We start from the raw sequence: 12,429 nt of genomic DNA, 5'->3' as shown, positions 1-12,429 counted from the left end.
GGCAACCCCAAGCCCCCAAAGCCGATGGCCGGAGGCGGCGAACCCAAGGAAGGGGGCGGCAAGCCGATGGGCGGCGGTGATCCGAAAGATCCCATGAAGACCGACCCGAAAGATCCCATGAAGGAAGTCGCCAAGGAGAACAAGCCCTCCGAAAGTCGAAACAAAGAAGACAACAAGGGCGACCAGAAAGGTTCCACCAGCAAGAACGAACCCAAGAAGGACGACCAAGCCAGCGGCAAGAGCCCCGGTTCGCCGATGAGCGGCCAGCAAGCCGGTGCCCCGAAGCCCTCTTCACCGTCGTCCGGCAGCCCCAGCCCGCCGTCCGCCAGCCCTCCCGGCCCGGCCAAGCCGCCGGCTCCGGGCGCTGAGAGCGTGAAGAAAGCCGTTCCGGACGAAGAAAACGCCGCCGCGAACCTCGACAAAGAAAAACGGAAAGAAGCGAGCGACGACCAGACGAGTGCCATCGAAAAGCTGGAAGTCGCCCGTCAGGAACTGGAAAAGCGGTTGAAGCAACTGCGGGAACAAGAACTGGAACGGCTTCTCGCCAACCTCGAACAGCGCGTGGGCAAGATGCTGGCCATGCAAATCGAAGTGAAGAGCGTGACGACCACCATCGACGGGCAAGTGTTGAAGAATCCCGACCAGAAACCCCGTCCGGTGGACTTCCAGAATTCCCAAAAACAGGAAGACCGCGAAGCCGAGATCATTGGCGAAGCCGACAAGGCCATCGAACTGCTGCGGAACGAAGGCTCGGCCGTCGCCTTCCCGGCCGTGTTCGAGGAAGTCCGGCAGGACATGGCCCGCGTGAAGGAACGTCTTCACAATGCCAACGTCGGCCAAGACACCCAAGCCTTGGAGCAGGACATCATTGAAGTCCTCACCCAAATGAAGGATGCCCTCAAGAAAGCCCAGCAGGAAATCGGCAAGCAGCCCCCGATGCCCCCCGGCGAAGGCCCGCCCCCCGGCGACCAGTTGAAAAAGCTGCTCGACGAGATTGCCGAGTTGAAGCTGATCCGTCAGCAACAACAACTCGTCAACACCCGGACCACCCGCTACGGCGAACGGTACAAGGGCGAGCAAGCCGACGAGGCCCAGATCAAGAAGGAACTCAAGGATCTCGGCGAACGCCAGGAAAAGATCGAAACGATGATCCACAATTTGGTGACGGGCAAGAATAAGTGATTGTTCTTGGCGAAAAAAAGAAAGGCACTAACCACAAAGACGCAAAGATCACACAAAGTTTCACGGAGAAAAAAGCAAAGATTGAATGGCGAAGAAAACAAAGAACGACCAGAAAATGTTGTTCTCCGTGTTCTTAATGCTTCTGGCTTTCCTTTTTTTTTCGATGTCTTTGTGAAACTTTGTGTGATCTTTGCGTCTTTGTGGTTAGTCTTCTCTTTGCTTTTTGAACACTGAAAACTTAGACATTGGTCCTTGCGTTAAGAGTCCGGGCCGTGTATGCTCGGTTAACTTTGCACTCATCATCCGTCTGTTTCAGATAGACGGTTCCTCGAAAGGTCCGAACAGGTATAACCCATGACCATTCGTCAATGGCTGACATCGGCCGCACTTTCCGCTGGTTTGGGCCTCGGGGCCATCATCCCGGCTTATGCCGCCGAGAAAAAAGCAGAATTCACCTTCGGTTCCTTGCAGGCCCTTCCGGCGGATGCCGCCAAGGCGCAAGCCGAGGGCTGGATCAAGAAGGCCATGCCGTCTTACGACACGGCCGCTTTCACCAAGATTTGGGCTGATGCGGACGCCAGCGTGCTGGACCGCACCCTCGCCACCCTCGAACTCGGCAGCCCCGAAGCTAAAAAGGTGCTGGCCGACGCCCGCAACGCCGACCGCGACGCCCCGAAGGCCGTCCCCGCCATCCTGAAGGACGAGAAGCAAGACAAGTTCTTCCGGGCCAACCTTGCTCTCGGCTTCTCCCGCAATCTGACCAACGCCCGGGTGTACGAGGAATCCCTCGAAGCCCTCGCGGCCGTGAAGCCGGAAGACACCGTGGAACCGGGCACCGCCCTGTTCCACCGGGCCGTCGCCGAACACGCCCTCATCAAGAAGGACGACGCGATGCGATCCATCGTGCGTCTGCTGGATGACGTGTCCGACGCCCCGGATCGTTACAAGATGCTCGCCACCATCATGTTCATCGACATGGGCAACTGGAAGCGGGACGAAAAGGATCTGGCCAACATCAAGCGGTTGATGGACAACTCCGAACGCCGTCTGACCCAAGCCCGCGGCGGCAAGGTCACCCAGGAAATCCAAAAGAAGATCGTGTTCCGTCTTGATGAACTCATCAAGGAAAAGGAACAACAAGCCAAAGGCGGCGGCCAGTGCAACGGCGGCTCCTGCCCCAACGGCGGCCAGGGCACGCAACCCGGCGCCGGCTCGAAGAACCCGAGCAGCAACGCCCCCGACAGCACCATCATGGGCGGCTCCGGCGAAGGCAAGGTTGACGAGAAGAAGCTGAAGGAATTCGCCGAGAAGTGGGGCACCATGCCGGAAAAAGACCGGGCCCGCGCCATCGTCGAAATCACCAAGGATCTGCCGGCCCGCTACCGCGTGGTGATTGAAGAATACTTCAAGTCGCTCTCCAGCGCGACCGCGAGCAAATAAGTCGTCTGCCGGACCATTGCCGAGTCGAAATCGAAGCCGTGGCCTGCTTGTGGAAGCGGCGACGGCTTTTTGGTTTTGGGGCCTGAATGGCTAATGCAAAATCAAACAGCAACATTCGCCAATGATCTCAAGAGCCCCACTGCGTCAGCGGTGGGGGTGGCTTCCAGAGTGTGACGACCACCCCCACCGCTGACGCAGTGGGGCTCTTGGTTTGACGCAGTGGGGCTCTTGAAGATTACACGCAAGTGATTTGTTGAATTTGCACTGGCGCCGGGAGTTTATGAATGGAATCGCCACATGGGGTGTTCAACCGGATAGTGCTGGCAACCAGCAACCGAATCGAAGCCATTCGAGTCATTCGACAGCAGTTTGGATTGGACTTGCGACAAGCCAAAGAGGTCATGTTGCAAGCGGAAGGCGTCGTCAGTTCCCTGAACGAACATCAGGAGCATATCGCCGTGACCTTGGAACAAGGGTTTCAAAAGGGCGGGAAGTCAACTGATCGCGTCTGCTTTCGCTAATTGGAGTCCCCGGCTTTGCTTTTCCGGCTCATAGCTCATAGCTCATAGCTCACAGCCCAATCGCAAGGCCAGAACACACCAAGGATATTTCCCCATGATGGCCTCCCTTCGCCCGCTGCTTCTTCTCCTCGCCGTTGCCGTCCCGGCCCTGAAGGCCGCCGAACTCACCACCCTCGACGGCAAGAAACTCAACGGGGACATCGTCGCCATCTCGCCGATGGAGATCACGTTTAACGCGAACGGGGCCGACGAAAAAATCCCCATCACCACCATCAATGCCATCACCCTCGGGCCGGTTCCCAAGCCCGTGCCGGCCTCGACCCGATACATCGCCGTGGAACTGGTGGATGGCACCACGTTCCGCTGCTCGGCATTTTCCATCAAAGGGAAGAATGTTGAACTGAAACTCCTCGGGGACGAAGGCAAACCGGCCCGGACGCACAATATTCCCGTCACCTCGTTGTTCTCGCTGATGCGGGACGCCGGGGACTTGAAGCTGGAGCAGGACTTCCGCGGCCTGATGCGGGATCGCGGCAAGTTCGACGTGTGGATTACCCGCAGCAAGGTCAAAAACGACGACGGCACGGAAACCGACCGCCTCGACAGCGTTCGCGGCACCTTCGGCGAGGGCGACCCGGCGACGGACTCCGTGAAGTTCACCCTGGAGGCCACCGGCAAGGACGTGACCGTGAAAATGCCCCGCATTGCCGGGATGATCTTCAACCAAATTCCGACTGGCACGGTCGCCCCGGCGATTTGCAAGGTGGTGGATTCGGACGGCAACGTCCTCGTCGCCAAATCGGTCACCCGCGCGGACAACAATTACACGGTGACGACCGTGTCCGACGTGAAGGTCGAACTGGCCGAAAATGCGATTTCCAAGTTCGACTTTGCGGCCGGAAGCGTCAAATATCTGTCGGATCTCGAACCTGTCATCCTCGAAGAGTCGGGGACCGACCCGGAGCATTACCAAAAGGATCGCAATCTCGACCGGAATCCGATCCGGCTGCGAACTGATCCGGCGGGGATGGAAACCAAGGCCGATCAGTTCGCCAAGGGGCTGACCCTGCACGCCAAGACGGTCCTGACTTACGAACTCAAGGGGCAGTACAAGGTTTTCAAGGGACAAGCGGGAACAGATGCCTCGGTCGTGACGGAAAGCACCGTGAAGCTGACCATTGATGACGGCACGCAAGTGCTGTACAAGGGGGTCATCAAACGGGGCGACAAGCCGGTCAATCTCAACCTGAACGTCCAAAACGTGGACCGCCTGCGAATCATCGTGGAAAGCGAAGGCGCCATCCTCGATTTGGGCAACCAGTTGTCGATCGGAGACGCCAAGGTGTTGAAGTAAAGGCAACCTCGTGCCGAATCGAATCGATCACTGATGAGAGGTTAAAGTCCCGGAGACCCCCTCCAGCTCCCCCTTGCCAAGGGGGAGAGCAGAACCGGTCACCGCCAAATTGGCCCGCCTCGGGAAGAGGGCCGGTTTTGCTCTCCCCCTTGGCAAGGGGGAGCTGGAGGGGGTCTCCGGGACTTTAACCTTGGCAAGTAATCAATGTGATTCGGTGTCAGGCGGTTTCTTGATTTCGATTTGAATCGGTTCGACAAACGATCAGCGAAGACGAACATATGAAAAAGCGATTGTTGATGGTCGGTCTGTTGTCGCTGGGTCTCGCGGCCGGGTTTCTGGCGGTGACGCCCGCGAAGCCGGTGGCGGCGGCCGATCCGGCGAAGGAGGCCGAGCTCGACCGCGTGAACCTCATCAAGAAGATTCGCCCGGCCGTTGTCGCCGTTTACATCAAGGATTTCTCCCGTGATCCACGCGGCTCTATCGCCGGGGGCGGGTCCGGCGTCATCATTGACAAAGAAGGCTATTGCCTCACCAACTTCCACGTCGTGGATCACGGCGGCCAGATCACGCCGACTTTCGCCTGCGGCATGCCCAACGGCGAACTGTATGACGCCGTCACGGTTGGCGTGGATCGCGGCGGGGACACCGCCATGATCAAGCTGATCCCCAAGAAAGAAGGGGACACCTTCCCGGTCGCCGAACTCGGGGACAGCGACACGCTGAAGCCCGGCGACTGGACGATGATCATGGGCAATGCCCAGCTTCTCTCCACCGACTTCACACCGTCGGTCAGCTTCGGCCTCGTCTCCGGGGTCAATCGCTATGTGGACTTCGGCTTTGCCGAACACACCGATGCGATTCAGTACGACACGACCGCCAACCAAGGGAATTCCGGCGGCCCGATCTTCAACATGAAGGGCCAAGTCGTCGGCCTTGTCTTCGGCGGTGCCCCCGGCAAACGCGGGGCGTTCAACACCGGCATCGGCTACGGTCTGCCGATCAACATGGCCAAGAACTTCCTCGGCCACATGCGCGGCGGGTTGTTCAGCGACCACGCCACCCTCGGGGCCACGGTCAGCAGTCAGGCCAGCGAGGAAAGCGATGTCGTCAAAATGACGGTCAATCAGGTTTTGGAAGATTCTGATGTCGGCCGACGCGGCATCATCGAAGGGGATGAACTCCTCAACTTCGCGGGTCGGCCGCTGACCAGCGTGAACCAGTTCAAATCGGCCCTCGGCATCTTCCCCAAGGAATGGCGGCTGCCGCTGACCTATCGCCGGGGGAACGAGAAGAAGGACACACTCGTCCGCCTCATGAGCCTCACCCCGGCCGTTGTGAAAAAGAAGGATGCCCCTCCCGGCGGCCCCGGCGGCGGGGCTCCGCCCAAGCCGCGCGCCTTCGGGGCCGGGGCCAAGTTCTGGGAGGAGAAGAAGGGTTTCACCAATTACTACTTCAACCGGCAGGTGCGGGACGCGCTGCTTGCCGACGCGAAGAAACTCGGGGACTATTCCCCGCTGACCGGCGAATGGGTGTGGACTGGCACGTATGACCGCGACATGCGGGGCGGCGACTTCCTCGTGAAGATCGAAGACGTGAAAGACCCGGCCAACCCGAAAGACACCACGCCGGAGGTGACGCTCGCCCTCGGAGCCGCGACCTACAAACTCAACCCGTTGAAGCAGGGGTTGACCGTCGTCGAACTTTCCGAGCCGCCGTTCAGCGGCGGGCTGATGATGGCCGCTTACCAATACCGGCGGTTCCTGACACTCGGGGCGAAGGGTTCCGAACGGGAAGCCTGCCACTTCGCGGGCGTCGAACCGGTCTATCTGATGCCGGCCGACGGCTCCAAGCCGAAGAAATACGAGGATGTGCGGGTCTTCGCCGAAGTGATCCGCACCGAACACGCGGACGTGCCCGCCAAGTGGTACTACTACAAGGCCGCCCTGAACCCGCAGCACAAGGACAAGCCGCTCTATCCGGACGGCACGTTGTTCGCCGCCGAGGTGACTGTCTCCCGCGATCAAGACCCATGCGAACTGTACTTCTCAGACTTCAAAAACGTCGGCGGCCGGGAACTTCCGCACCGGATCGAAGTGCGCAACGGCGACAAGCGTTATGCGATGTTCAACGTGAAGGTGACGACTTTGAAATAGTGGTCAACGCAGAGCCAAGAGCCCCACTGCGTAAGCGGTGGGGGTGGCTCTCTGTGCGTTACGGCCACCCCCACCGCTTACGCAGTGGGGCTCTTGGCTCTGTCCTGTCCGCTCGTTTTCGGGATGGAATGACAACATGCGATTGATGATTGCGATCATGTGCCTTGGGTTGGTTGCCTCCTCCGGGCGGGCGACTGATCCGTATTCCAAGACGGCCTCGGCGGCCAACGAGAAACTCGTCAAGCTCTTCGGGGCGGGCGGGTTTCGCGGGGCCGAGTCGTTTGGCACGGGGATCATCATCTCCCCGGAGGGACACATCCTCACGGCCGCCACCCCGTTCCTTGACGGCCGGGAACTTCGGCTTCACCTGCCGGACGGCCGCAAGATGCCCTTCAAGGTGAAGGTGATCGAACCGGAGTTCGACGCGGCCATCCTGGAGATCGTCCAGCCCAAGAAGGACGCCCTGCCGCTTGACCTGCCGTACTTTGACATCAAGGAAGCCGGGGCCAAGTTGAACGTGCAAACGGGCGACTGGGTGATGGCTCTCTCCAATATGTACAACGTCGCCACGCGGGATGAAATGCTCAGCGTGCAACGGGCGATGGTGACGGCCATCGGCAAGTTGTCGGCCCGTCGCGGGGCCTTCGAGGTTCCGTTCCACGGAGACGTGTTGTATCTCGACACCATCACGAACAACCCCGGCGCCGCCGGCGGGGCGATCATCAACCGCAAGGGCGAACTGCTGGGCCTGATCGGCAAGGAGTTCCGCAACACCCAGACGGACACTTGGGTGAACTATGCGATGCCGTTGAACACCAAGGCCGAGATCAACATCAAGGGGGAGAAGAAGACCTTCACCCTCGCCGAATTCGCGGACTTGGCCATGCAGGGCAAATGGATCAAGAGCGAACGCCCCGAAGTGCGCGAAACCAAAGGGCCGACCGCCTACACCGGCATCATCTTCGTCCCCCGCGTGGTCGAGCGGACGCCGCCGTACATCGAACAGATCGATTCCAACTCCCCGGCCGCCAAAGCCGGCCTAAAGCCGGACGACTTGGTGATCTACTTCGACGGCGAGCCGGTCTACAGCACGGATACCTTCCGCGATTTGCTGAAACGATATTCCCCCGGCGACAAGGTTCAGATCGAAATCCGCCGGGGAGACAAGCTGACGGCGATTTCACTGGATTTGCAGCCGTTGCCGAAACGGTAACTTCGTGAAGGCGCGACGCGGAGTCTTCAGAGCGGAGCGCGAAAGGATAACGGAAAGATTTCATGGCGAGCATTGGATCCATCGAGATGGAGAGATGGGAACGGCAGATGCGAGAGTTGGTTGAGAAGGGGCATTCCCCATTTGAAGCCGCTCGAATCATGAACATTGATGATGGAATCGGTGCTCTCAACCTGATGCCAGCTTTGCAAAACATCGCTGGCATCACAAAGCACGAAGCGTTGCGGATGCTCGCAAAAATATTGGTTGATCGGCCTCGGGTGTGATGCAGTGAAATATCTGATCATCCTGGAACCGACCGACACCGGCTTCTCGGCTTATTCTCCCGACTTGGATGGCTGCGTGGCCGCCGGGGATGATCGGGAAGAGACGATTGCCCTCATGCGGGAAGCGATCGCGTTTCATCTGGAAGGAATGGCGGCCGAAGGATTGCCGATCCCGATGCCGTATTCTGAAGCCGCTTTGGTGGATGTCGCCGCCTGACCGTGCCGCGTAATTTTTCTTGATTGTCATTTGTCAGCAAAGCATCAAATATGCACCACCGTAAATACTCCCTCTTCACCCTCCTGCTCATCCCCGCTTTCGGGCTGGCTCAGGACATCAACGACTCCACCGAGAAGGCCATGAAGGCCGTGGGGGCGAAGAACGCTCCGTTCATCGCCCGCATCGAAACCACCGGCGGGCAGGAGGCCGTCTGGGGGTCGAAAGATCCCCGCAAGAAGGACGGCGGGGATGTTCTCTTCCGGCGCGGGACCGGGGCGACCACTGGACTGGTGGTGGATGCCAACGGCTTCATCATGACCAGTTCGTTCAACTTCATCGGCAAGCCGACGGACATTTTTGTCACCGTGCCGGGCAAGCCGCGGGCCGTCGCCAAGGTGGTCGCCACCGACCCGACCCGGATGATGACCCTGTTGAAGATCGACCAGGCCGGCCTGCCCGTGCCGGAAGTGTTCCCGAAGAAAGATATCGAAATCGGGGCATGGGCCATCGCTTTGGGCCGCACGCTGAACCCGAATCTTGACCAACCGCCAAGCATCCACGGCGGCATCATCAGCGCCGTCAATCGGGTGTGGGGCCGGGCGATTCAGGCCGACGCCAAGATTTCTCCGGTGAACTATGGCGGCCCGCTGTGCGGCATCGACGGCCGGGTGATGGGGCTGATCGTTCCCATCTCGCCGACGAGCGAAACCGAACTCGCGGGCTTCGAGTGGTACGACGTGGGCATCGGTTTTGCTGTCCCGCTGGAAGACATCCTCAAGGTGCTTCCCAAGATGAAGGAAGGCACCCCCGAGAAACCGGTGACCCTGCGGGCCGGGATGCTCGGCGTCACCTTCCGCGAGCCGGACTTTTACACCCTCGGCGTAACCGTCGACACCGTCAGCCCTGAGTCCCCGGCCGAGAAAGCCGGTGTGAAGCCGGGTGACCTGATCTTGGAAATCGACGGCAAACCGGTGAAGAACCAAGCCCAGTTCCTGCACAACTTCCGGCCAAAATATGAGGACGAATTGGTATCGCTGGTCGTGAAACGGGGCGACAAGCAGGAGAGCTTCAAAAATATCAAGCTGGCCGGTTCGCAAGCCACGCTGGATCCAGGCTTCCTTGGCGTGTTTCCGATGCGGGACGACCCGGAGTTGGGCGTCGAGGTGCGGGGCGTGTATCCGAACTCCCCGGCCGCGAAGGCGGGCGTGAAGCCCGGCGACCGCATCCTGAAAATCCTGCCGAAACCAATGGGCGGCGCCCCGGCTCCGAAACTTCCCCCGCAAGCGGGACAGTTCGCCGGGCGGGATCAGTTCCTCACCGCCATCCAGAATTTCCCGGTCAATTCCACCGTGTCGATTGAAGTGAAGCGAAAAGGCGGCGGCAAGACGGAAACGCTGGACGTGACACTGGGCAAGACCCCCGAAGAGGTGATCGCCGAGCTGCCGGAAGAATCCACCAAGAAACTGGCGATGACCCCCGTGAAGGCCGTTGGCCCGCTTCCCAAGAAGGACGAGCCGAAAAAAGAGGAAGCCAAGAAGGAAGAACCGAAAAAAGAAGAGAAGAAGGAAGAGGCCAAGAAGGACGAAAAGCCCAAGACCGGCTTGCATAAGATGACCGGCGAGGGAGGCACCGGCCGCAATTATTGGGTGTTTGTGCCGGACACCTACGACAAGAACATCTCGCACGGCCTGATCGTCTGGCTGCACCCGGCGGGACGTGACGGGCGTGACGCGGACGACATGGTGAAGCTCTGGGAACCCTTCTGCGAGAAGTACAACTTCATCATGGTCGGCCCGACAGCCGGCGCCGCGAGCGGTTGGGTGGCCGGCGAGGCCGAGGGCATCATGAGCGACGTGCGACAGGTCCGCACCAGCTACACCATCGACCCGCAACGGGTGATCGCCCACGGCCAGGGCGTCGGCGGCCAGATGGCCTATTACATGGCGATCAACCACCGCGAAGTAATCCGCGCCGCCGTCCCCGTCGGGGCCGTGCTGGCCAGCAATCCGAAGGAACCGGTCGCCAACCAACGACTGACCTTCCTGGTGATCGCCGGGGCCAAAGACCCCATCGTGAAGGACGTGCAAGAAGGCTTCAAAAAGCTGACCGAAAAGAAGTATCCGGCCATCTACCGCGAGATGAAGCAATCCGGCAAAGAGTACGTCAACGACGACGGAGACGTCTTCCGCGAAATGGTCCGCTGGATGGACTCGCTGGATTTGCGGTGAGTCATCTTGATTGAACGAGCCCGGCTCCGTGAGGAGCCGGGTGAAGTTTTCCGGCGGGTTGGAGGTTAGAACGACTGGTTTCCGGCCTCGGCCTGCTGCGACATCTTGGCGGGTGGCTCACGCGATGACCACCGACACCCCGAACGGCACCTCCAATGCCGCGAACAGTTCCAAGCTTGTGTGCGGTATCTCAAACCCGGCCGTGTCGCAGTTCGAGCGATAGCCGCAGAACACGTCAATTTTGCAGCGAGACTTTAGCCCTTTCAGATACTCGGCCGCTGGCCGCACCACCGCCCAGAGCGCGTCAAGGTGGTGAGCCAGCGGCTCGGTCTCCGGGACGAGCGGCTCGTAGTGCCACGCATCGTCGCGATATGCCGGGGATTGGGGGCCGCGCTGTTCACCCTTGCGGTGAGTATGCGTCGGGCCGACACCGAGCACTTGTTCGATCTCCTCGAACGGAATCGCGTCGCAGTGGATACGAAGGGTTGCGCTGAACTTGAAGTAGTTCGGCCCGTCCGGCTCGTGCCCGTCGAGGAATCCTCGCAGGGTGCGGAACGTTTTGGGTTGGTTGGAGGAGCCGTCCACCGGTCGCGCCTCCTTCGCCGAACATAAAGCTCGCCGACCCGGCGGGCGCGGGGAGCTTTGACCATAAGAAAGCAAAGCCTACATGCCTGCTCAGCCAGGTGCAGCGTCTGGTTGGGCGTGCCTTTACTCGCCGGGGCCGCATACCCGCAGGAACTCGGCCGGCGGATCGGCGGCGAACGCGGCCAGCAGGTCGGCTCCGAACAACGCTACCGGCCCGGTGTCTCGCCACCCCATGACCAGACCGAACCGGAAGTCTGGGGCGACGTAGTTGTACGAATCGCCGTCCGGCAGGGCTGGGACCGGCCGCCCCTCCACTGACGCGGCGTGCGGGTCGAGCGCGTACCAGGCGTGTTGCCAGTCGATGACCCACAGCCGCTCGCCGGGCCGGGTGCAGCGGCGGAACGCCGCCAGCAACTTACCCGCGAACTCGGTCTCCACCGTCGGCCGGTAGCGGGCGAGGGCTCGGCCCTGCCACGACCGTGAAGGGGCAGGGACAACCAGCGAGTCAGCGGGTTGGAGGTATGCCGTCCAAGCCGCCCGGATCGCAGGTTCGTCGCTATGCGGGACTGGCTGCCAGCCTTCGCCCATCAGTGCGTCTCCACCGCCGAACTTGTTATTAGGCCGCGCACCAGCGCAATCTATCATCACCGGATTTTCGGCGACTGGCCGATTCCGGACACGATCCGTCATCGACAAGACCGGAACTTGCGACGGTCCGGTTTCGTCACACTGTTTCACATCGGCGCAATCGATCACACAAATGACACCACACGCCAATGGAGGTTCGGCTATCACCGGACTGGCTAGTTTCTTGTTCCGGCCGCACCACGATTAAGCACATGGGTTCGGGCATCAAGCCCTTTCCTCAACAGAGTACCCGATCCATCCGCGAGAGGGCAAGGATTGTCAGTCGCTTGGTTGTGGCCCTGTGGCCCAAACGGGCCAGATTATGCCAAAATCAGGCTCATCCGAGAAGTTCGTACTCAGGGGTTGCCAAAAAAGAGGAGCATGCCGTTTCATGAAAGGTAACCACACCATCTTCAGGAAGCCGGCATGTCCTCCACGCTACTGTATCGTGTTTTCGGTGTTCGGGACTATCAAGTCGTTCGGACCTCCTCCGCCGAGGGCGGCCTGACCCTTCATCTCCGGCAGGATCCCGCCCATGACCGCTGTTCGTCCTGTCAGTCCGCCAACGTCATCCGACGCGGGGTCGTGGAACGCACCGTCCGCACCCTCCCGGTTGGCGGCAAGC

Annotated in this window: 10 protein-coding genes and 2 pseudogenes; 10 read left to right on the top strand and 2 right to left on the bottom strand. The window is 60.3% G+C overall.

The features are described 5' to 3' along the window. From BGIM_RS66010 to BGIM_RS0127175, 9 genes and pseudogenes are all read left to right on the top strand, one after another. A pseudogene (locus BGIM_RS66010) lies at positions 1–1,182 on the top strand (hypothetical protein); the annotation flags it as partial. Between the two features lie 354 nt (positions 1,183–1,536). Next, the gene (locus BGIM_RS0127210; RefSeq protein ID WP_020472861.1) at positions 1,537–2,622 is read left to right on the top strand and encodes a hypothetical protein; all 1,086 of its coding nucleotides are present in this window, start codon (positions 1,537–1,539) and stop codon (positions 2,620–2,622) included. Between the two features lie 284 nt (positions 2,623–2,906). After that, positions 2,907–3,143 (top strand): hypothetical protein, encoded by a 237-nt coding sequence (locus BGIM_RS0127205; protein ID WP_020472860.1) that lies wholly within the window; start codon positions 2,907–2,909, stop codon positions 3,141–3,143. A gap of 94 nt (positions 3,144–3,237) precedes the next feature. Continuing rightward, entirely contained in the window at positions 3,238–4,497 is a 1,260-nt protein-coding gene (locus BGIM_RS0127200) for an NPCBM/NEW2 domain-containing protein (protein WP_020472859.1), read from the top strand. A gap of 278 nt (positions 4,498–4,775) precedes the next feature. Next, on the top strand, positions 4,776–6,650 hold the full coding sequence (locus BGIM_RS0127195; RefSeq protein WP_020472858.1) for a S1C family serine protease: 1,875 nt from the start codon (positions 4,776–4,778) through the stop codon (positions 6,648–6,650). Between the two features lie 136 nt (positions 6,651–6,786). Next, on the top strand, positions 6,787–7,863 hold the full coding sequence (locus BGIM_RS0127190; RefSeq protein WP_020472857.1) for a S1C family serine protease: 1,077 nt from the start codon (positions 6,787–6,789) through the stop codon (positions 7,861–7,863). A 107-nt stretch (positions 7,864–7,970) separates the two neighbouring features. Continuing rightward, the gene (locus BGIM_RS0127185; protein ID WP_157369452.1) at positions 7,971–8,147 is read left to right on the top strand and encodes a hypothetical protein; all 177 of its coding nucleotides are present in this window, start codon (positions 7,971–7,973) and stop codon (positions 8,145–8,147) included. A gap of 4 nt (positions 8,148–8,151) precedes the next feature. Further along, positions 8,152–8,364, top strand: coding sequence for a type II toxin-antitoxin system HicB family antitoxin (locus BGIM_RS0127180; protein WP_020472855.1), 213 nt, complete (start codon positions 8,152–8,154; stop codon positions 8,362–8,364). A gap of 50 nt (positions 8,365–8,414) precedes the next feature. Further along, positions 8,415–10,592, top strand: coding sequence for a PDZ domain-containing protein (locus BGIM_RS0127175; protein WP_020472854.1), 2,178 nt, complete (start codon positions 8,415–8,417; stop codon positions 10,590–10,592). 117 nt (positions 10,593–10,709) lie between these two features. On the opposite strand, the gene BGIM_RS0127170 is transcribed toward BGIM_RS0127175, so the two are convergent. Next, a complete protein-coding gene (locus BGIM_RS0127170; RefSeq protein WP_020472853.1) occupies positions 10,710–11,177 on the bottom strand; it encodes a DUF4279 domain-containing protein in 468 nt (155 codons plus the stop codon). A gap of 123 nt (positions 11,178–11,300) precedes the next feature. Further along, positions 11,301–11,915 (bottom strand): DUF2716 domain-containing protein, encoded by a 615-nt coding sequence (locus BGIM_RS0127165; RefSeq protein WP_157369451.1) that lies wholly within the window; start codon positions 11,913–11,915, stop codon positions 11,301–11,303. Between the two features lie 315 nt (positions 11,916–12,230). Between BGIM_RS0127165 and BGIM_RS65000 the strand changes: the two are divergent. Then, positions 12,231–12,429: pseudogene (locus BGIM_RS65000) on the top strand (ISL3 family transposase); the annotation flags it as partial.

This window comes from Zavarzinella formosa DSM 19928 (assembly GCF_000255705.1).
In the GTDB taxonomy this organism is placed as follows: Bacteria; Planctomycetota; Planctomycetia; order Gemmatales; family Gemmataceae; genus Zavarzinella; species Zavarzinella formosa.
This window is presented reverse-complemented; position numbering and strand designations above follow the sequence as displayed.

Bases quoted from the DNA above. Each gene is read 5' to 3' on its own strand.
- BGIM_RS0127175 (WP_020472854.1), top strand. From the start codon at position 8,415: ATGCACCACCGTAAATACTCCCTCTTCACCCTCCTGCTCATCCCCGCT.
- BGIM_RS0127185 (WP_157369452.1), top strand. From the start codon at position 7,971: ATGCGAGAGTTGGTTGAGAAGGGGCATTCCCCATTTGAAGCCGCTCGA.
- BGIM_RS0127210 (WP_020472861.1), top strand. From the start codon at position 1,537: ATGACCATTCGTCAATGGCTGACATCGGCCGCACTTTCCGCTGGTTTG.
- BGIM_RS0127195 (WP_020472858.1), top strand. From the start codon at position 4,776: ATGAAAAAGCGATTGTTGATGGTCGGTCTGTTGTCGCTGGGTCTCGCG.
- BGIM_RS0127200 (WP_020472859.1), top strand. From the start codon at position 3,238: ATGATGGCCTCCCTTCGCCCGCTGCTTCTTCTCCTCGCCGTTGCCGTC.
- BGIM_RS0127190 (WP_020472857.1), top strand. From the start codon at position 6,787: ATGCGATTGATGATTGCGATCATGTGCCTTGGGTTGGTTGCCTCCTCC.
- BGIM_RS0127205 (WP_020472860.1), top strand. From the start codon at position 2,907: ATGGAATCGCCACATGGGGTGTTCAACCGGATAGTGCTGGCAACCAGC.